The sequence below is a fragment of the Nocardioides iriomotensis genome (assembly GCF_004168035.1).
GTDB classification, from domain to species: Bacteria; Actinomycetota; Actinomycetes; order Propionibacteriales; family Nocardioidaceae; genus Nocardioides_B; species Nocardioides_B iriomotensis.
The window spans coordinates 375,107-392,834 of the sequence record NZ_SDPU01000020.1 but is presented as its reverse complement, the minus strand read 5'-3'; the positions used below and the strand labels follow the sequence as shown (position 1 = coordinate 392,834).

Here is a 17,728-nt window from a genome sequence, read left to right as displayed (position 1 = left end):
GTCTCGACAGGCTCGACCACCCGGCGCGCGCTCACTCGGCCTTCTCCATCGTCGCCCAGAGGCCGTACTCGTGCATGGCCTGCACGTCGCGCTCCATCTCCTCGCGGGAGCCGTGCGACACCGTGGACTTGCCGTCCTCGTGCACCTCGAGCATGAGCTTCTCGGCCTTCTTCTTGGGGTAGCCGAAGTAGGTCTGGAACACGTAGGTGACGTAGCTCATCAGGTTGACCGGGTCGTTCCACACGACCGTCGACCAGGGACGGTCCACCCTGACGGCCTGCTCCGGCTCCTCCGTCTCGACGGGCATGGGCGTGGACACCCGACCATCCTAGGAGCCGGGACGGCGCGCGACCGGGCACCCCTACGCTGCACGGGTGACGACTGCGCTGCTCACCGACCACTACGAGCTGACGATGCTGCAGGCCGCCCTCGAGCACGGCACCGCGGAACGCCGGGCGGTGTTCGAGCTGTTCCCGCGCTCGCTGCCCGGCGGCCGCCGGTACGGCGTGGTGGCCGGCGTCGGCCGCGCGCTCGACGCGATCGAGGAGTTCCGGTTCGACGACGAGTCGCTGGCCGTGCTGCGCGACGGACACGTCGTCGACGAGCAGACCCTGGCCTGGCTGGCGGACTACCGCTTCGAGGGCGACATGTGGGGCTACGCCGAGGGCGAGGTGTACTTCCCGTACTCGCCGATCATGGTCGTCGAGTCCACGTTCGCCGGCGCCGTCGTCCTCGAGACCCTGCTGCTCTCGATCCTCAACCACGACTCGGCGATCGCGTCGGCCGCCTCACGCATGGTCGTGGCCGCCGCCGGCCGGCCATGCATCGAGATGGGGTCGCGCCGGACCCACGAGATGGCCGCGGTCGCGGCGGCGCGGGCGGCGTACGTCGCGGGCTTCGCGTCGACCTCCAACCTCGCGGCCCGGCACCGCTACGGCATCCCGTCGGTCGGCACCAGCGCGCACTCGTTCACGCTGCTGCACGACACCGAGCGTGACGCGTTCACCGCCCAGGTCGACGCGCTGGGCGCCGGCACGACCCTGCTGGTCGACACCTACGACGTGCGCGAGGCGGTGCAGACGGCGATCGAGGTCGCGGGGACCGGGCTCGGCGCGGTCCGGCTCGACAGCGGCGACCTCGGCGTGCTCGCCCACGAGGTGCGCGCACAGCTCAACGGTCTCGGCGCGGAGGACACCAAGATCATCGTCACCTCCGACCTCGACGAGTACGCCATCGCCGGACTGTCCTCCGCCCCGGTCGACGGGTACGGCGTCGGCACCTCGCTCGTCACCGGCAGCGGCCACCCCACCTGCGGCTTCGTCTACAAGCTCGTCGCCCGCGAGGGCGCCGACGGCGCGATGGTCGACGTCGCCAAGAAGAGCAAGGACAAGATCAGCGTGGGCGGCCGCAAGTACGCCCTCCGTCGCCGTACCACCCGCGGCGTCGCCGAGGCCGAGGTCGTCGGCATCGGCACCCCGCCGGTGGACGACGGCGACGACCGGTCGCTGCTCGTGCCGCTGGTCCGCGACGGCGCGGTGGTCGGCCGCGAGAGCCTCGAGCAGGCGCGTGAGCGGCACCATGCCGCGCTCGCCGAGCTGCCGCTGCCCGCACGCCAGCTCTCCCGGGGCGAGCCGGTCATCCCGACGACCCATGTCGGCGACCTGACAGGCTGAGGACATGGCGCTGCTCACCTGCGACTTCTTCTCCGAGGCCCTCGAGTTCGGGACGACGATCACGGTCGTGCTGCCGCAGCCCACGGTCGGCCAGGTCGGGGTCGACCCGGGCGCCGACGCGGACGCTCCCCCGCCGCTGCTCTACCTGCTGCACGGCCGCTCCGACGACCACACCGCGTGGCTGCGCTACACGTCGATCGAGCGCTACGCGACGGCCGCCGGGGTCGCGGTCGTGATGCCGGCGGTCGCGCGCAGCTTCTACGCCGACGAGGCCTACGGGCACCGGTTCTGGACCTACCTGTCCGAGGAGCTCCCCTCGGTGGTGCACCGGTTCTTTAGGGTCGGCGAGCGGCGCGAGGAGACCTTCGTGGCCGGCCTCTCGATGGGCGGGTACGGCGCGCTGAAGTGGGCGTTCCACCAGCCCGAGCGTTTCGCCGCGGCAGCGAGCCTGTCCGGGGCGGTCGACGTCGTCGGGCTCAGCCAGGACCCCGAGCGGCGCGACGAGCTCGTCGACCGGGTCTACGGCGGCGAGCCGGGTCCGGGCGAGGACCTCTACGCGCTGCTGGACAAGGCCGAACCGGAGGCGCTGCCGGACCTCTACCTCTCCTGCGGCACCGAGGACTTCCTGCACGACTACAACGTCCGCTTCGTCGAGGCGCTGCGCAGCCGCGGCCTCGACCCGGTCGTGGACTTCCGGCCCGGCGAGCACGAGTGGGGGTTCTGGGACACCGACATCCAGCGGGTGCTCGCCTGGCTCCCGCTGCCGGACCGCGCCGGCTGACCGCCTGGCCCGCGTGGTCCTGCTGGTCCTCGCGGCCTGACCTGACCCATCAGTCCAGCCCCTGGTGCCCACCCCAGAGCACGGCGGCCCGGTCGGCGGCCGCGGCGACCATCGCCCGCAGCTCCGGGCGGTCGGGCACCGGGAAGGACACGTAGGCGCCGCGGCCTCCCGCCGTCGGCCGGCCGTACGCCTTCGCCGCCAGCCGGCCGTCGGGCAGCAGCCGCACGTTCAGCGTCGTGAGGGTGAACTCCTCGCCGCGGCGCACGTCGGTCCAGCGCAGCTCCTCGGGGACGGTCACGTTGATCGCCAGGGCGCTGACCTCGGGCTCGGAGACGCTCATGCGGCGAGTCTCCCAGCAGTCGCCCCCGAGCGGTGGTCAGCCGATCAGGCGTACGGCGGTCGGCCGGCCCGGCGCGCCGTTCGCCAGCGGGCTGGCCAGGAACTCCTCGAGCGGGACGGGCGCGGCCCACAGGAAGCCCTGGCCGGTGTCGCAGCCGAGCTCGCGCAGCCGGTGTGCGGTCTCCTCGTCCTCGACACCCTCGGCCACGAGGTGCAGGCCGAGTGCGTGCACGAGGCCGACGGTGTGCTGGATGACGGAGTCCGCGTCGTCGTCGACACCGACGCCGATCGTGAACGAACGGTCGAGCTTGACCTCGTCCACCGGCAGCCGGCGCAGGTAGGCCAGCGACGAGTAGCCGGTGCCGAAGTCGTCCAGGGACACCCGGACGCCGAGCTCGCGCAGCGCGGAGAGCACGCCGGCGGCGGCGTCGGGGTCGGTGACGAGGCTGTCCTCGGTCAGCTCCACGACGAGCGCGGACGGGGCGACCTGCTCGCGGGCGAGCAGCGTGGCGACCCGGCCAGGCAGCGCCTGGTCGTGGATGTCGACGGCGGACAGGTTGACCGCCACCGGCACCTGGATGTCGTGCGACCGCAGCTCGCGGGCGATCCGGACCGCACCGCCCAGCACCTCGGCGGCGAGCGCCGGGAGCAGGCCGCCGCGCTGCACGAGCGGCAGGAACTCCGCCGGCGGCAGCAGCCGACCGTCCTGGTCGCGCCACCGCGCCAGCGCCTCGACCCCGTCGAGCCGGCCGTCGACCAGGGCGACCTTCGGCTGCAGGTGCAGCTCGACGTGACCGGCGGCGGAGCGGTGGCCGGCGTCCCCGGCCAGGCCCTCTCGCAGCCGGGTGAGCAGCGCCAGCCGTTCACCGCCGGCGTCGTCGTCGATGCCGGCGGTGGTGTCGAAGGCCGAGACCCGCTGCGGCGACCCCTTGGCCTGGTACATCGCGACGTCGGCCTGCCGCAGCAGGTCGCCGCGGCTTCCGCCGTGCGGGGCCAGGGTCGCGACCCCGACGGACACGTCGACGGAGAGCCGCACGTCGCTGACCTCGTAGGGCTCGCGCGTGGAGGCGACGAGTCGCCACCCGAGCTCGATCGCCGCTCGCGTGTCCGACCCGGAGGCCAGGATCGCGAACTCGTCGCCGCCGAGGCGGGCGAGCAGGTCGCCGGGCCGCAGCGCCGCTTCCGTCCGGCGGGCGAAGGCGACGAGGAGCTCGTCGCCCATGGCGTGCCCGAGGCTGTCGTTGACCTCCTTGAACCCGTCGAGGTCGATCAGCAGCAGCGACGTCGGCGTGTTCTTCCTGCCGGCGGCGTTGAGCGCGCGCTCGGCGGCCTCGTACAGCTCCCGTCGGTTGGCCAGACGAGTGAGGTCGTCGGTGCGGGCCTCGCGGTGCACGTCGGCGAGACGGGCGAGGTCCCGGAAGGTCAGCGCCGCGCGGATTCCCGCGCCGAGGATGCAGGCCGCGGCGAACACCCCGGAGACGGGCGGGAACCGGTCGCCCTGGCCGAGCTGCAGCAGCGCGAGGCTGCCCGCGGCGCTCGCCAGCGGCACCGCCATCACCCGCAGCGAACCCCCGGTCCGCTGCGTGACGAGGGCGAGCGCGTCGACCGACTCCACCTTCCGCCGGGGCAGGCAGGCGGCGGCGAGCAGCGCCACCGCCCACAGCCAGCCGGTGTCGATCCAGCCACCCTCGATGTACGTCCCGTCGACGATCTGGATCGCGGAGATGACGTCGGCGACCCCGGTGACGGCGAACCCGAGACCCAGGACGAGCAGCCACGCCTGCGCGGCCGTGCGCACGATGTAGGCCACGCCGAGGAGCAGGCAGACCAGCAGCAGGTCGAAGACCGGGTAGGCCATGTTGACGACGATCTCGACGAGCGGCGTCCCCGGCGACTGCGCGGTCAACGGCTCGAACCACACCGCGGCGGCCAGCGCCGCGGCGCCGGCACCCGCGACGAGCCCGTCGAGCCAGACGCTGAGCGGGAAGCGGCCGACCCGCGCGGTGAGGAGGAAGAAGATCGCGACGTACCCCAGCGGGTACCAGGCCAGGTAGAGGTAGTCGGCCGGCGACGGGTACGGGAACGTGTCGGCCGGCACCAGGACGAGCGTGTACCAGGCGTTCCCCGCCGTCGACGAGACGAGCGCCGCGGCCAGCGCCCACCAGCCGAAGCGCTCGCGGCGGGTGATCCCGCGCCGGACGGCGAGGACGCAGACGGCGGTGGCGACGTACACCAGGTTGAACACGCCGAAGTCGAGGACGAGGTCCATCGCGTCCGCGCCGAAGCGGGCGTCGAGGCGGGACCGGAACGGCACGGCGGCGGTGAACACCGCGCTGCCGAGGACGGCGACGACGAGCGCGCCCACGCGCACCCTGGTGCGCGCACTGCTCTGGCTGTGCACGGTTCCCTCCTCGCCCCCCGGCGCCGTCCGTGGCGCCGGGGGGTCCATCGGCAGGGACGCCGCGGACCTGAACGGACCGGTGCCGCTTTCCGGGTGTGGCCCGTATCGCTAGGGTCGGCGCATGAAGCGCGCGCTGGTCGTGGTCGACGTGCAGAACGACTTCTGCGAGGGCGGCAGCCTGGCCGTCGCGGGCGGCGCCGAGGTCGCGCACCGGATCGGCGAGCTCCTGCACCACTGGACCGAGAAGCTCCCCCAGGCCCCGTCGTACGACGCCGCGGTGGCGACCCGCGACCACCACATCGACCCGGGTGACCACTTCAGCAAGGAACCCGACTTCGTGGACAGCTGGCCGGCGCACTGCGTCGTCGGCACCGACGGTGAGGCGTTCCACCCCAACCTCGACCCGCAGCCCTTCGACGCGGTGTTCCTCAAGGGCGAGCACGCGGCCGCGTACTCCGGCTTCGAGGGCGTCTGCGCCGAGGGCACCGGCCTGGCCGACTGGCTGCGCTCGCACGAGATCACCCACCTCGACGTGTGCGGCATCGCGACCGACTACTGCGTGCGTGCGACCGCGCTCGACGCCGTGCGCAACGGCTTCGAGACCACGCTCCTGGAGTCGATGTGCGCCGGCGTCGCGCCCGAGTCCACCAAGGCCGCACTCGCCGAGATGACCGACGCGGGCGTGCGCATCAGCTGATCGACCGAGAGGCGGCACCGTGACGAAGGCACGACCGATGGTGGAGATGTTCGGCGAGCTGGCCGAGCGCCGTCGCGACCACCCCGCGCTGGTGGGCGCCGCGCGCACCGTCACCTACGGCGAGCTGTGGGAGCGGGCCAACCGGGTCGCCAACGCGCTGACCGCGGCCGGGATCGGCGAGGGGCAGCGAGTCGCCCACCTCGACCTGAACAACCCGGAGTTCTTCGAGCTGATGCTCGGCGCGGGCAAGGTCGGCGCCGCGATCGCCCCGCTCAACTTCCGGCTCACCCCGCAGGAGATGGGCCGGATCGTCGCCGACTCCGGGGCGACGGTGCTCGTCCTCGGCGCGCCGTTCGAGCCCGCGCTGCCAGCGATCCAGGCGGAGGCGCCGGGCCTGACCCGCGTCGTGCGGGTCGGCGAGGACTACGAGGCCTGGCTCGCCGAGGCGTCCGACGCCGACCCCGGCCGGACCAGCCGGCCCGGCGACGTCGTCCTGCAGCTCTACACGTCCGGCACCACGGGGCTGCCCAAGGGCGTGATGCTCACCAACGACAACTGCTCCGCGCTGCTCGACGTCGCCGACGCGTGGAACGTCGACGAGACCTCGGTGTCCCTGGTCGCGATGCCGCTGTTCCACATCGGCGGGTCCGGCTGGGCCAACGTGTCCCTGGCCCGGGGCGGCACCAACGTGCTGGTGCCGATGATCGACCCGGCCGCGCTGCTCGACACCATCGAGCAGCGCCGGATCACCAACGCGTTCCTCGTGCCCGCCGTGCTGCAGATGCTGTGCGCCGTACCCGGGGCGGACGACCGCGACTTCTCCAGCATCCGCTCGATCGCGTACGGCGCCTCCCCGATCACCTCCGCCGCGCTGAGCCGGTCGCTGCAGGTGTTCAAGGCGCCGCTGTTCCAGGTCTACGGCCTGACCGAGACGACCGGGGCGATCACCGAGCTGTCGTCGACCGACCACGACCCGGGCGGCCCGCGGCAGCACCTGATGCGCTCGGCGGGCAAGCCCTACCCCTGGGTGGAGATGAAGGCCGTCGACCCCGCCACCGGGAAGGACTGCGGGCCCGGCGAGGTCGGCGAGATCCGGATCCGCTCGGTGCAGAACTCCCCCGGCTACTGGCACCGGCCCGACGAGACCGAGAAGGCGTTCGACTCCGACGGCTGGCTGCACACCGGCGACGCCGGCTACTTCGACGACGAGGGCTATCTGTTCCTGACCGACCGGATCAAGGACATGATCGTGACCGGCGCGGAGAACGTGTACCCGATCGAGGTCGAGAGCGCGCTGTCCGAGCACCCCGACGTCGCCGACGTGGCGGTGATCGGCGTCCCCGACGAGCGGTGGGGCGAGACCGTCAAGGCGGTCGTCGTGCGGCGGCCCGGCTCGGAGCTCACCGAGGACGAGCTGCTCGCCTGGACCAAGGACCGGATCGCCGGGTTCAAGCGGCCGCGCTCGGTCGACTTCGCCGACGAGCTGCCGCGCAACCCGTCGGGCAAGCTGCTCAAGCGGGTGCTGCGCGAGCCCTACTGGGCCGGCACCGAACGCGCCATCGGCTAGCCGTCGCCCGGCCTCAGCGGCCGCGGAAGTCCGGACGGCGGCGCCCGCCGAACGCCCGCATGCCCTCCGCCGCGTCGTCGGTGCGCAGCAGGATCGTCTGACCGGTGCGCTCGCGGGTCATCGCGTCCTCGAGCATCGGCAGGGTGGCGGCGTTGACCGCCTTCTTGGTGGCGGTCTGGGCGAGCGGGGCACCACCCGCCACCCGGCGTACGACGTCCTCGACCGTGCCCGCGAACGCCTCGTCCGCGACGAGGTGGCTGACCAGGCCGGCGGCGTAGGCCTCGGCCGCGCCCAGCGCCTCGCCGAGCAGCGCCATCCGCATCGCCCGGGCCCGGCCGACCGACGCGGCCACGGTCGCCGTGGCGCCGCCGTCGGGCATCAGCCCGATGCGGGCGAAGGCCAGCACGAACGACGCCGACTCCGCCGCGACGACCAGGTCGCTCGCCAGCGCCAGGGAGCAGCCGACGCCGGCCGCCACGCCCTGGACCGCGGCGACGACCGGCCGGTCGAGCGTGGTGATCGCGCGGACCATCCGGTTGGCCCGGTCGAGCGCGCGCTCGTCGAGGTGGTCCTGCGGGTCGGGGCCGCCGATGTCGGCGCCCGAGCAGAACGCACCGCCGGCGCCGGCGAGCAGCACCACCCGCACGTCGTCGCGAGCTGCGGCCCGCTCCAGCTCGACCGCGAGCCGGTCGGCCATCGCGTCGGTCAGGGCGTTGAGCCGGTCGGGCCGGTCGAAGATCAGCCGCAGCACACCGTCGGCCGTGCGCACGTCGAGCCCCGGGGTGGCGTCGGTCATCGCGGCTCCTCCGTCATGGTGGCCAGGACGGCCCGGGTGTCCCACCGGCCCGGGTCGGTGGTGGAGCGCCACGTGTCGACCTGGGTGCGGGCCCAGCGGGTCCAGTCGAGCACGGCCCGCTCCTGGTCGTGCTGGAGCCGGAGGCACAGCGCCCCGAGGTGGCGACGCTCGGGGAACGGCCCCTCGGCCTCGGCCGCGAGCTCGGCCAGCGCGGCGAGCCGCTCGGCGGCCTCGGCCTCGAGCCGGCCGAGGGTGGTGCGGAGCTGGTCGAGGTCGCCCGCGTCGGCGAAGAACACCTTGACCATGCCCTCCGACTCGTGGCTGCGCGCGGCCGGCGGCTCGTCGAGCCAGCGCGCGAGGGCGGCCCGGCCGCCGTCGGTGATGGCGTAGGTGGTGCGCCGCCGCTTGCCGGTGAAGCCCTCCTCCGCGGTCGCCAGGCCGTCGGCGACGAGCCGCTTGGGCTCGTCGTACAGCTTCCGCTCGGCCCGCGGCCAGAACCAGTTGAGGCTGCGGCGCACCTGCTTGGCCAGCTCGTACGTCGTCCACGGGCGGAGCCGCAGCAGGCCGAGCACGGCGTAGGACGTGGTCGTCGGGTCGGAAGGCATGCCGCATCTTGACACACTGCCCTGAGCAGTATCTACTGCCGACCACCAGAGATACTGCACAAGGCAGTATGCGACCGGCGGGAGCCACCGATGAGCCCGTTCCTCGACCTCGCCCCCGGAAGCACCCTGCTCGCGGTCGTCGCCCACCCCGACGACGAGGCGTTCGGCTGCGGCGGCGCGCTGCTGCTCGCCGCCGACGCGGGGATCCGCACGGTCGTCGCCTGCGCCACGCGCGGCGAGGCGGGCGAGCCGGCGATCCCGCTCGACGACGCCGCCCTCGGCGAGGTCCGCGAGCGCGAGCTGCGCACGGCCTGCGCCGAGCTCGGGGTGGCCCGGGTCGACGTCTGGGCGTTCGCCGACTCCGGGATGACCGGCCCGCCGCCGGCCGGCTCGGTCGCGGCGACTCCGCCGGACCACCTCGCCCAGGCGGTACGGCGGGCCGTGGCGGGCGTCGCGCCGGACGCGCTGCTCACCCTCGACGCGAGCGACGGCCACCGCGACCACGCGGCGGTGCGCCGCGCGACCGAGGAGGTGGGCCGCGAGCACGACCTCGGCACCTGGCTGACCTGCCTGCCGCGCAGCCTGATGCGCCGCTGGGCGACGCACCGCGCGGGCACGGGAGGCGGCGAGGCCTACCGCGCGCTCGGCGACCTGGGCACGCCCGACGAGGAGGTCACGCACGTGCTCGACGCGATCGCGACCCTCCCCCGGCGGGAGCGGGCGATGGCGGCGCACGCCTCGCAGGCCAGCCCCTACGCGGGCCTGCCCGGGGACCTGCGAGAGGCGTTCCTGGGCGCCGTCCACCTGCGCCTGGCCCCGCCCGGGACAAACTCCCAAAGAAGTGCTTGACAGTCGCGCGACAGGGGGCGTACAACTATCCAAGAAGTCTTTGATAGTTACTCGGGGCCACCAGAAGGAGCTCGCCATGCGACGTATCACCCGCCCCACCACCCGCCTCGTCCCCACCCGGGAGCAGGTCCGCAACGCCCGGCGCCGTGACACCGAGCGCGCGACGTACCGCACCGGCACCTTCGTCCCCCGCCAGCTGACCACCCTCGGCTGACACCACCGCCTCTCGGGACCACCACCACCTCAAGGACCCCAAGGAAAGAGTCATGACCGAGCTCGTCACCCGCACCGCCGTCCCGACCGGCACCGCACCCACGCGCCTCGTCGCTGCGCTCCGCGCCGCCCTCCCCGGCAAGGTCGTCGCGCCCGACGACGCGATCTGGGACCTGGCCCGCCGGGGCTGGGTGCTCAACGTCGACCAGCGCCCGGCGGCGGTCGTCACCACCGACACCGCCGCCGAGGTCGCCGCCGCGGTCCGCACCGCCACCGCGCACGGCTACCCGGTCACGGCCCAACCCGTCGGCCACGGCGCCACCACCGCCCTGACCGGCAGCGTCGTGCTCCGCACCCGCGGGCTCGGCGGCATCGAGATCGACACCGCGGCCCGCACCGCGCGCGTCGGCGCCGGCGTGAAGTGGGGCGAGCTGCTCGCCGCCCTCGAGCCCACCGGCCTCGCCGCCCCGGCCGGCAGCAACCCCGACCCGACCGTCGTCGGCTACACCCTCGGCGGCGGCCTCTCGTGGTTCGGCCGGGCCTGGGGCCTCGCCGCGCACGCCGTCACCGCCTTCGACGTCGTCGACCACGACGGCAGACCGCTCCGCGTCGACGCGACCACGGACCCCGAGCGGTTCTGGGCGATGAAGGGCGGAGGCGGCGACTTCGGCATCGTCACCGCGATGGAGATGCGGCTCTTCCCTGCCCCCGAGCTGTTCGGTGGCCGGCTGATGTGGCCGATCGAGATGGCCCGGCCCGTGCTCCAGGCGTTCCGCGAGGTCACCGCCCAGGCCCCGGAGGAGCTGACCCTGTGGGCGCAGCTGTTCCGGTTCCCGCCCGACCCGGCCATGCCCGAGGCGATCCGCGGCCGGTCGTTCGTCTGCGTCGACCTGACCTTCCTCGGCAGCGAGACCGAGGCCAACCACCACCTCACCCGACTGCGCCAGCTGCCCGCGATGGTGCTCGACACGCTCGCACCCGTGCCGCTGGGCCGGCTCGGCGGCATCGCCGCGGAGCCGACCGACCCGATGCCGGGCCAGGAGTGGTCGGGCATGCTCGGCCGGCTCGACGCCAGCACGGTCGACCGGCTGGTCGACACCGTCGGGGCCGGCGCCGACGTGCCGCTGGCCGTCGTGCAGATCCGGCACCTCGGCGGCGCGCTCACCCGCGGCACCAGCGAGGACGGCCCGAACGGCGCGATCCACGAGCCCTACCAGGTGTTCGCTCTCGGGGTCCCGGTGAGCCCGGAGGTGTCGGCCGGCATCGAGGCCGCGTTCGGCACCCTGCGGGCCACCCTGGCGCCCGAGCTGACCGGCCGCACGTTCTTCAACTTCCTCGGCCAGGACTCCGACCCGGCGGCGGCCTACCCCGCCGGCTCGCTCGTGCGACTGCGCCAGGTCAAGGCCGACCTCGACCCGGCCGGCGCGTTCCGCAGCCACCGCCCGGTGCTCGCCTGACCGGCACGCCGACGCGGAGAAACACCCGACACCACACACGCCGCCCGGGTGTCCCCTTGCCCGGGCGGCGCGTCGGCGTCACACTGTCCAAGACTCCTTGGAGAGTCACTCGTCACCTCGATCTCGAAGGACCCCTGCGATGTCCGAAACCCGCCTCGGCCACATGCGCGCGACCGCCCACCCGTTGCGCCTCCAGATGCTGTCGCTGCTCACCAACCAGGCGCTCAGCGCCGCCGACGTCGCCCGCGAGCTCGACATCACGCACGCCAACGCGTCGTACCACCTGCGCACGCTCGCCGACGCGGGGCTGCTGGTCGTCGCCGGCGAGGAGAAGATCCGCGGCGGTGTCGCCAAGCGCTACCAGCACCCGTGGAACGAGACCAAGATGGTCGGCGTCGACGCGCCGGCGGAGGACTACGCCGGGTACGTCGGCGCGATGGCGGGCGAGCTGATCCGGCGCTACGGCGACCAGCGCCGGCCCGGCACGCTGGTCGACGCCGAGCTGTGGGTGACGCCCGAGGTCTGGCGGCAGGTGCGCGACCTCGTCATCGACGCGTCCAAGCTGATCCACGCGCAGGCTCAGCCACCCCGCACCGAGGGCACCATGCACGTCAACCTCACCGCCGCCGCCTTCGTGATGGAGGACGAGGCGTGACCTGGCGCGAGTCGATCACACCCCTCCGCAACAGCAACTTCGCCTGGTACTTCGGATCCCGCTTCGTCAACACGCTCGGCAGCATGATGGCCAACATCGCGCTGGCGTTCGCGGTGCTCGACATCAGCGACTCCCCCTCGGCACTCGGCCAGGTCCTCGCCGCGCACACCATCCCGATGGTGCTCTTCCTGCTGTTCGGCGGCGTCGTTGCCGACCGCTTCCCGCGCACGATGGTGCTTCAGCTGTCCAACCTGCTGTCGGCTCTCACCCAGGGCGCGATCGCGTTCCTCGTGCTCACCGGGACGGCCCAGCTCTGGATGGTGATCACCCTGACCGCGGTGCACGGCCTCGTCTCCGCGATCTCGTTCCCGGCGATGGCGAGCATGGTCCCCCAGCTCGTGCCGCGCGAGCAGCTGCAGAGCGCCAACGCGCTGCTGTCGCTCTCCCGCGGTGGCCTCACGATCATCGGGCCGACGATCGGTGCGCTGCTCGTCGTCACGGTCGGTTCGGGTTGGGCGCTCGCGGTCGACGCGCTGACCTGGCTGCTCAGCGCCGTCCTCCTCACCCCCGTCAAGGTTCCACCGCGCCCGGCGAGGGCCGAGCGGACGAGCACCGTCCAGGAGCTGCGCGAGGGCTGGGTGCTCTTCCGCACCACCACCTGGCTGTGGGTGATCGTGCTGGCGTTCGGCTTCCTCAACGCGATCCACACGGGCGCCTGGTTCACCCTCGGCCCGGCGATCGCCAAGGACACGATCGGCGAGCAGGGCTGGGGCTTCGTGCTCTCGGCCGAGTCGATCGGCCTGGTGCTGATGACCGTGATCCTGCTGCGGGTGCGGATCCGGCGGCCCCTGCTCTACGGGATGCTCGGCTGCTCCCTCATGGGCATCCCCATGATCGTGCTCGGCGTCGAGCCGCACCTGCTCACGCTGGTCATCGTCACGTTCGTCGCCGGCGCGGGCATCGAGGTGTTCAGCATGGGCTGGAACCTCGCGATGCAGGAGAACATCGACGACGAGATGCTGTCGCGGGCCTACTCCTACGACGCCCTCGGCTCCTTCGTCGCGATGCCGGTCGGCCAGCTGCTCTACGGCCCGCTCGGCGCCTGGTTCGGCTACCACGACGTACTGCTGTGGAGCGGCGTCGCCTACATCGCGATCGCGCTGCTCTCGCTGCTCTCGCGCTCGGTGCGCACGCTCGACCGCGCGCCGGCGACCGCGCCGGAGGTCACGCCCACTTCTCGGTGACCGCCACGAGCACCTTGGTGTTGCGGTTGGTGCCGGGCCACAGCGGCTTCTTGAACTCGGTCAGGATGCGCGAGGCCTGCGAGGTCCCGTCGATCCAGATGTGCACGGCCCGGCCCTTCACGACACCGGCCTCGCCGGGCGCGTCCCACGCGTCGATCGCCGCGGCGTCCTCGCCGGTCGGCGCCTCGCCGCGCTTGAACAGGGAGACGTAGCGCATCTCCCCCTTCACGCCAGGCGGCGCGAACGCCAGCGCGTCGTCGTACACCTCCCGCAGCTGCTCCGGGGTGAACACGATCGCGGGGATCTCGAAGCCGAACCGCCGGCCGAGCAGGTGCTCGAGCTCCTCCTCGACCTTGGCGACGCTGCGGGCCGGGGTCCGCAGCCGCACGTTGCCGGTCTGGATGTGCGTCTCGACATCGTCGTACCCGGCGTCGGTGAGGCAGGTGCGGAGCTCGGCCATGGGCACCTTGCGCTTCGCGCCCAGGTTGATCGCGCGCAGGAAGGCGACGTACGTCGGCATGACCGACATCCTGCCCCGAGCGGCGGCCCGGTGGTGCTCGATACGCCCGGGCGGGGCCTAGGAGTTCGAGAACACCGCCGGACCGCCGTCGTCCCCGGAGGAACCGGGGCCTCTGCCTGCCCAGGTCCAGGCGTACGCCGGGTCCTCCGCGGCCAGCGCTGCCTCTCCCAGGTCCAGCGGCTTGAACGTGTCGACCATGACGGCCAGCTCGTCGAAGTACTCCGCGCCGAGCGACGCCTCGATCGCCGACGGCTGCGGCCCGTGGGCGTAGCCGCCGGGGTGCAGCGACACCGAGCCGATGTTGATGCCCGAGCCCTTGCGGGCCTCGTAGTCGCCGCCCACGTAGAACATGACCTCGTCGCTGTCGACGTTGGAGTGGTAGTAGGGCACCGGCACCGAGTCGGGGTGGTAGTCCACCTTGCGCGGCACGAAGTTGCAGACCACGAAGTTCCAGCCCTCGAACACCTGGTGCACCGGCGGCGGCTGGTGGACCTTGCCGGTGATCGGCATGAAGTCCTCGATGTTGAACGTGTGCGGGTACAGGCAGCCGTCCCAGCCCACCACGTCGAACGGGTGGGTGGCGTAGGTCATCCGCGTGCCGACGATGCCGCCCGGCGCGTTGCCGCGGTGCTTGACCAGCACCTCGACGTCCTTGCCCTCGACCAGGAACGGCTCGTCGGGACCGTAGAGGTCGCGCTCGCAGTAGGGCGCGTGCTCGAGCAGCTGCCCGAACCGCGACAGGTAGCGCTTCGGCGGGTGGATGTGGCTGTTGGCCTCGATGGCGTAGAGCCGCGACGCCTCGGCCGGGACCCAGCGGTGCGTGGTCGCCCGCGGCACCAGGACGTAGTCGCCGGACCGGTAGGGCAGCACGCCGAACACCGTCTCGACCGTGCCGCTGCCCTCCTGCACGTAGACGCACTCGTCGCCCACGGCGTTGCGGTAGTACGGCGACGTGTCGGCGGCGACGACGTACGAGATCCGCACGTCGGCGTTGCCGAGCACCAGCCGGCGGTGCTCGACCGGGTTGCTGCCCGCGGCCCCCTCGGCCGCGTCGGGGAACAGCGTGTGCAGCTTGAGGTGCCGCGGCTTGAGCGGGTGGTTGGGCGTCGTGGACTGGTCGGGCAGGTCCCAGACCTGGCTGTCGACGATCGCCGACGGCACGCCGGCGTGGTAGAGCAGCGAGGAGTCGGAGGAGAAGCCCTCCTCGCCCATCAGCTCCTCGTAACGCAGCCGCCCCTCGGGGTCGCGGAAGACCGTGTGCCGCTTGCCCGGCACCTCACCGACCTGGCGGTAGAACGCCATCTCGCACCGTCCTGTAATCGGACACTCACGTCCGTTGAGCCGTACCTGCGTTAGCCTCGCACCGTGCCCGACTCCCCCGCAACCCCTGGCGCGCGCGTCCCGGAGCAGTACGTCGGCCTGGTCGACGACGCGGCCGTGTTCCCGCCCGGCGACGCCCCGCTGCCCGAGGCGCTCGCCGCGCACACCGCCCGCCGCAGCGAGCCGTGGAGCACGCTGGTCGGCAGCTTCGTGCTCAAGGACACCGACCTCCCGCAGGTGCGCGGCACGGCCGCCCGCCTCTCGGTGGTGTGCACCGGTGGCGCCGGTCAGGTGGCCGGCCCGCTCGGCCTCGCCGCCAAGCTCGGCCTCGACGTCGTCGCGCTGGAGATCGCGCTGCGCGACCTCGACGACCTGGCCGGCAACGCCCGCCGCGTGGTGGCCGCGGTCGACGAGGCGAAGTCCGGGCTCGACGACCCTGACGGTCTCGCTGTCTTCGTCGAGCTGCCCGGCCCGGCCACCCACGGCTGGCTCACTGCCGCCGACGAGGTGGCCGCCCGCGAGGACCTCGGCCTGCGGCTCAAGTTCCGCACCGGCGGCCTCGACGCCGGGCTGTTCCCGCCGGTCGAAGGGCTGGCGGCGTGGATCGACGCTGCTCTCGACCGCGAGACGCCGTTCAAGTGCACGGCCGGGCTGCACCACGCCGTGCGGCACACCGACCCGGAGACCGGGTTCGTGCACCACGGGTTCCTCAACGTGCTGGCCGCGACCCGCACCGCCCTCGACGGCGGCGACGCCGACGCGGTGCTCGCCGAGCAGGACGCCGCGGCGCTCGTCGCCGCGCTGCCCGACGCGGACACGCTCGCGCGCACGCGGCGCTGGTTCACGTCCTTCGGCTCCTGCAGCGTGACCGACCCGCGCGACGACCTGCTCGCGCTGGGCCTGATCTCCCCGGGCCCCGTCCCCGACGACACGGAGGTGTCCCCCTCATGACCGTGCCCACCTGGGTCGAAGGCGCCGCCGGCTCGCCGTACGACGTCGACAACCTGCCGTACGGCGTGTTCCGGCACGCGTCCTGGGACGGCGAGCCCGGCCGGGTCGGCGTGCGCATCGGCGACCAGGTGCTCGACCTGGCACCCGTGGCGGCCGCCGACATGCTCGAGGTGGCGCACGTCTTCGAGGCGCCGAGCCTCACGCCGCTGCTGGCGCTGGGCCGTCCGCACTGGCACGGCATCCGCCAGTGGGTCGTCTCGCTGCTGACCGACCCCGCCGAGCGCGAGCTCGTCGAGCCGCACCTGCTCCCGGTCGACGAGGTGGTGCTGGACCTGCCGTTCGAGGTGGCCGACTACGTCGACTTCTACTGCTCGCTCGACCACGCCACCAACGTCGGCCGCATCTTCCGGCCGGACGGCGAGGCGCTGCTGCCCAACTGGCGGCACCTGCCGGTCGGCTACCACGGGCGCTCGGGCACCGTCGTGGTCAGCGGCACCGACGTCGTCCGGCCGAGCGGCCAGCGGGTTTCGACAGGCTCAACCACCGGCGACGTGGTGCATGCACCGACAGCGCGGCTCGACATCGAGTGCGAGCTGGGCTTCGTGGTCGGCGCCCCGAGCACGCTCGGCGAGCCGGTGCCGGCCGACGCGTTCGCCGAGCACGTCTTCGGCGTGCTCCCCCTCAACGACTGGTCCGCGCGCGACATCCAGGCCTGGGAGTACGTCCCGCTGGGCCCGTTCCTCGGCAAGTCCTTCGCGACGTCGGTGGCCGGCTGGGTCACCCCGCTGGAGGCGCTCGAGGCCGCGCGGGTCGACCTGCCGGGCCAGGACCCGGCCCCGCTCGACTACCTGCGCGTCGGGCCGGGCGCCGGCTACGCGATCGACTTCGAGGTCCTGCTGGGCGGCGAGGTCGTGAGCCGGCCGCCGTACGCGTCGATGTACTGGTCCCCCGCGCAGATGCTGGCGCACATGACCGTCAACGGCGCGAGCCTGCGCACCGGAGACCTGTTCGCGTCGGGAACGGTCAGCGGCCCGGAGCGGGAGCAGCGCGGGTCCTTCCTCGAGCTGTCGTGGGGCGGGCGGGAGCCGTTCGGCGACGGGCGCACCTTCCTCGAGGACGGCGACACGGTCACGATCCGGGCCACCGCGCCCGGTGCGCTCGGCGGCCGGATCGCGCTGGGCGAGGTGACCGGCACAGTGGTGCCGGCGCGGTGAGCGGGGGCTACCGCACCGTCGTCGCCGAGGGCGTGCCGGAGCTCGACAAGCGACTCTCCGACGAGCTCGACGTCGTCAACGCCGCCGCGACCGTCGGCACCCCTGCCGCCCGCGAGCTCACCGTGCAGGTGCTCGACGCCGCTGGCGACCTGGCCGCCGGAGTGAGCGGCTGGACCTGGGGCGTCGCCGCCGGCATCGGCATGACCTGGGTGCGCGAGGAGGCCCGGGGCGAGGGTCTGGGCACGAGGTTGCTCGACGCGTTCGAGGCCGAGGCTCGCTCGCGCGGGTGCACGCACGTGTTCGTCACGTCGTTCACGTTCCAGGCGCCGGGGTTCTACGAGCGGCACGGCTACCGCGAGATCTTCCGCTGGGAGGGCGTCCCGACACCGGACGCCGCGGACGTGCACTTCCGCAAGGAGCTGTGAGAGACCGTCGGATTCCCTTGT

The 17,728-nt window shown here is 73.2% G+C and carries 19 protein-coding genes; 12 read left to right on the top strand and 7 right to left on the bottom strand.

The annotated features are described in order from the left end of the window. Nucleotides 1–31: 31 nt before the first annotated feature. A complete protein-coding gene (clpS, locus tag ETU37_RS08515) occupies nt 32–307 on the bottom strand; it encodes an ATP-dependent Clp protease adapter ClpS (RefSeq protein ID WP_129986971.1) in 276 nt (91 codons plus the stop codon). A gap of 67 nt (nt 308–374) precedes the next feature. Between clpS and ETU37_RS08510 the strand changes: the two genes are divergently transcribed. Then, the gene (locus tag ETU37_RS08510; RefSeq protein WP_129986796.1) at nt 375–1,673 is read left to right on the top strand and encodes a nicotinate phosphoribosyltransferase; all 1,299 of its coding nucleotides are present in this window, start codon (nt 375–377) and stop codon (nt 1,671–1,673) included. A gap of 4 nt (nt 1,674–1,677) precedes the next feature. Continuing rightward, nucleotides 1,678–2,454 (top strand): alpha/beta hydrolase, encoded by a 777-nt coding sequence (locus ETU37_RS08505; RefSeq protein WP_129986795.1) that lies wholly within the window; start codon nt 1,678–1,680, stop codon nt 2,452–2,454. Nucleotides 2,455–2,503: 49 nt separating this feature from the next. Here ETU37_RS08505 and ETU37_RS08500 read toward each other — a convergent pair whose 3' ends face one another. Together ETU37_RS08500 and ETU37_RS08495 are read right to left on the bottom strand one after the other, a co-directional pair. Beyond that, a complete protein-coding gene (locus ETU37_RS08500) occupies nt 2,504–2,794 on the bottom strand; it encodes a hypothetical protein (RefSeq protein ID WP_129986794.1) in 291 nt (96 codons plus the stop codon). Nucleotides 2,795–2,830: 36 nt separating this feature from the next. Continuing rightward, nucleotides 2,831–5,194, bottom strand: coding sequence for a putative bifunctional diguanylate cyclase/phosphodiesterase (locus ETU37_RS08495; protein WP_129986793.1), 2,364 nt, complete (start codon nt 5,192–5,194; stop codon nt 2,831–2,833). Between the two features lie 121 nt (nt 5,195–5,315). On the opposite strand from ETU37_RS08495, the gene ETU37_RS08490 reads away from it, so the two are divergent. Together ETU37_RS08490 and ETU37_RS08485 are read left to right on the top strand one after the other, a co-directional pair. Further along, nucleotides 5,316–5,891 (top strand): nicotinamidase, encoded by a 576-nt coding sequence (locus ETU37_RS08490; protein WP_129986792.1) that lies wholly within the window; start codon nt 5,316–5,318, stop codon nt 5,889–5,891. Nucleotides 5,892–5,910: 19 nt separating this feature from the next. After that, nucleotides 5,911–7,458: a long-chain-fatty-acid--CoA ligase gene (locus ETU37_RS08485; protein WP_206053802.1), complete on the top strand. Its 1,548-nt coding sequence runs from the start codon at nt 5,911–5,913 to the stop codon at nt 7,456–7,458. A 13-nt stretch (nt 7,459–7,471) separates the two neighbouring features. Here ETU37_RS08485 and ETU37_RS08480 read toward each other — a convergent pair whose 3' ends face one another. Together ETU37_RS08480 and ETU37_RS08475 are read right to left on the bottom strand one after the other, a co-directional pair. Next, on the bottom strand, nt 7,472–8,254 hold the full coding sequence (locus tag ETU37_RS08480) for an enoyl-CoA hydratase-related protein (RefSeq protein WP_129986791.1): 783 nt from the start codon (nt 8,252–8,254) through the stop codon (nt 7,472–7,474). Further along, nucleotides 8,251–8,859 carry a PadR family transcriptional regulator gene (locus ETU37_RS08475; protein ID WP_129986790.1) on the bottom strand — a complete coding sequence of 203 codons (609 nt, stop codon included), beginning with the start codon at nt 8,857–8,859 and terminating at the stop codon, nt 8,251–8,253. The genes ETU37_RS08480 and ETU37_RS08475 overlap by 4 nt, the downstream gene beginning before the upstream one ends. A 90-nt stretch (nt 8,860–8,949) precedes the next feature. Here ETU37_RS08475 and ETU37_RS08470 point away from each other — a divergent pair, with 90 nt between their 5' ends. From ETU37_RS08470 to ETU37_RS08455, 5 genes are all read left to right on the top strand, one after another. Next, complete coding sequence (locus ETU37_RS08470; RefSeq protein WP_129986789.1) at nt 8,950–9,708, top strand: PIG-L deacetylase family protein; 759 nt, start codon at nt 8,950–8,952, stop codon at nt 9,706–9,708. A 76-nt stretch (nt 9,709–9,784) separates the two neighbouring features. After that, nucleotides 9,785–9,922: a hypothetical protein gene (locus ETU37_RS23135; protein ID WP_165372455.1), complete on the top strand. Its 138-nt coding sequence runs from the start codon at nt 9,785–9,787 to the stop codon at nt 9,920–9,922. A gap of 52 nt (nt 9,923–9,974) precedes the next feature. Continuing rightward, nucleotides 9,975–11,378: an FAD-binding oxidoreductase gene (locus ETU37_RS08465; RefSeq protein WP_129986788.1), complete on the top strand. Its 1,404-nt coding sequence runs from the start codon at nt 9,975–9,977 to the stop codon at nt 11,376–11,378. A 139-nt stretch (nt 11,379–11,517) separates the two neighbouring features. Beyond that, nucleotides 11,518–12,033 carry a winged helix-turn-helix domain-containing protein gene (locus tag ETU37_RS08460; RefSeq protein ID WP_206053801.1) on the top strand — a complete coding sequence of 172 codons (516 nt, stop codon included), beginning with the start codon at nt 11,518–11,520 and terminating at the stop codon, nt 12,031–12,033. Next, on the top strand, nt 12,030–13,277 hold the full coding sequence (locus ETU37_RS08455) for an MFS transporter (protein WP_129986787.1): 1,248 nt from the start codon (nt 12,030–12,032) through the stop codon (nt 13,275–13,277). Before ETU37_RS08460 ends, ETU37_RS08455 begins: the two co-directional genes overlap by 4 nt. Here ETU37_RS08455 and ETU37_RS08450 read toward each other — a convergent pair. Beyond that, nucleotides 13,258–13,797, bottom strand: coding sequence for a DUF1697 domain-containing protein (locus ETU37_RS08450; protein WP_165372454.1), 540 nt, complete (start codon nt 13,795–13,797; stop codon nt 13,258–13,260). The two genes, ETU37_RS08455 and ETU37_RS08450, sit on opposite strands and share 20 nt — an antisense overlap. 57 nt (nt 13,798–13,854) lie before the next feature. Then, nucleotides 13,855–15,099, bottom strand: coding sequence for a homogentisate 1,2-dioxygenase (locus ETU37_RS08445; RefSeq protein ID WP_129986785.1), 1,245 nt, complete (start codon nt 15,097–15,099; stop codon nt 13,855–13,857). Nucleotides 15,100–15,162: 63 nt separating this feature from the next. On the opposite strand from ETU37_RS08445, the gene ETU37_RS08440 reads away from it, so the two are divergent. From ETU37_RS08440 to ETU37_RS08430, 3 genes are read left to right on the top strand one after another with little or no spacing between them, the layout of a single operon-like run. Then, the gene (locus tag ETU37_RS08440; RefSeq protein WP_240755625.1) at nt 15,163–16,068 is read left to right on the top strand and encodes a hypothetical protein; all 906 of its coding nucleotides are present in this window, start codon (nt 15,163–15,165) and stop codon (nt 16,066–16,068) included. Next, on the top strand, nt 16,065–17,282 hold the full coding sequence (gene fahA / locus ETU37_RS08435) for a fumarylacetoacetase (protein WP_129986784.1): 1,218 nt from the start codon (nt 16,065–16,067) through the stop codon (nt 17,280–17,282). Before ETU37_RS08440 ends, fahA begins: the two co-directional genes overlap by 4 nt. Then, nucleotides 17,279–17,707 carry a GNAT family N-acetyltransferase gene (locus tag ETU37_RS08430; protein WP_206053800.1) on the top strand — a complete coding sequence of 143 codons (429 nt, stop codon included), beginning with the start codon at nt 17,279–17,281 and terminating at the stop codon, nt 17,705–17,707. The genes fahA and ETU37_RS08430 overlap by 4 nt, the downstream gene beginning before the upstream one ends. Nucleotides 17,708–17,728 lie beyond the last annotated feature (21 nt).

What these genes read in the sequence shown, in the direction of transcription:
- ETU37_RS08480 (WP_129986791.1), bottom strand. Translation starts at nt 8,254, where the DNA reads ATGACCGACGCCACCCCGGGGCTCGACGTGCGCACGGCCGACGGTGTG.
- ETU37_RS08465 (WP_129986788.1), top strand. Translation starts at nt 9,975, where the DNA reads ATGACCGAGCTCGTCACCCGCACCGCCGTCCCGACCGGCACCGCACCC.
- clpS (WP_129986971.1), bottom strand. Translation starts at nt 307, where the DNA reads ATGCCCGTCGAGACGGAGGAGCCGGAGCAGGCCGTCAGGGTGGACCGT.
- ETU37_RS08470 (WP_129986789.1), top strand. Translation starts at nt 8,950, where the DNA reads ATGAGCCCGTTCCTCGACCTCGCCCCCGGAAGCACCCTGCTCGCGGTC.
- ETU37_RS08445 (WP_129986785.1), bottom strand. Translation starts at nt 15,099, where the DNA reads ATGGCGTTCTACCGCCAGGTCGGTGAGGTGCCGGGCAAGCGGCACACG.
- ETU37_RS08505 (WP_129986795.1), top strand. Translation starts at nt 1,678, where the DNA reads ATGGCGCTGCTCACCTGCGACTTCTTCTCCGAGGCCCTCGAGTTCGGG.
- ETU37_RS23135 (WP_165372455.1), top strand. Translation starts at nt 9,785, where the DNA reads ATGCGACGTATCACCCGCCCCACCACCCGCCTCGTCCCCACCCGGGAG.
- fahA (WP_129986784.1), top strand. Translation starts at nt 16,065, where the DNA reads ATGACCGTGCCCACCTGGGTCGAAGGCGCCGCCGGCTCGCCGTACGAC.
- ETU37_RS08460 (WP_206053801.1), top strand. Translation starts at nt 11,518, where the DNA reads ATGTCCGAAACCCGCCTCGGCCACATGCGCGCGACCGCCCACCCGTTG.
- ETU37_RS08500 (WP_129986794.1), bottom strand. Translation starts at nt 2,794, where the DNA reads ATGAGCGTCTCCGAGCCCGAGGTCAGCGCCCTGGCGATCAACGTGACC.
- ETU37_RS08490 (WP_129986792.1), top strand. Translation starts at nt 5,316, where the DNA reads ATGAAGCGCGCGCTGGTCGTGGTCGACGTGCAGAACGACTTCTGCGAG.
- ETU37_RS08450 (WP_165372454.1), bottom strand. Translation starts at nt 13,797, where the DNA reads ATGCCGACGTACGTCGCCTTCCTGCGCGCGATCAACCTGGGCGCGAAG.
- ETU37_RS08475 (WP_129986790.1), bottom strand. Translation starts at nt 8,859, where the DNA reads ATGCCTTCCGACCCGACGACCACGTCCTACGCCGTGCTCGGCCTGCTG.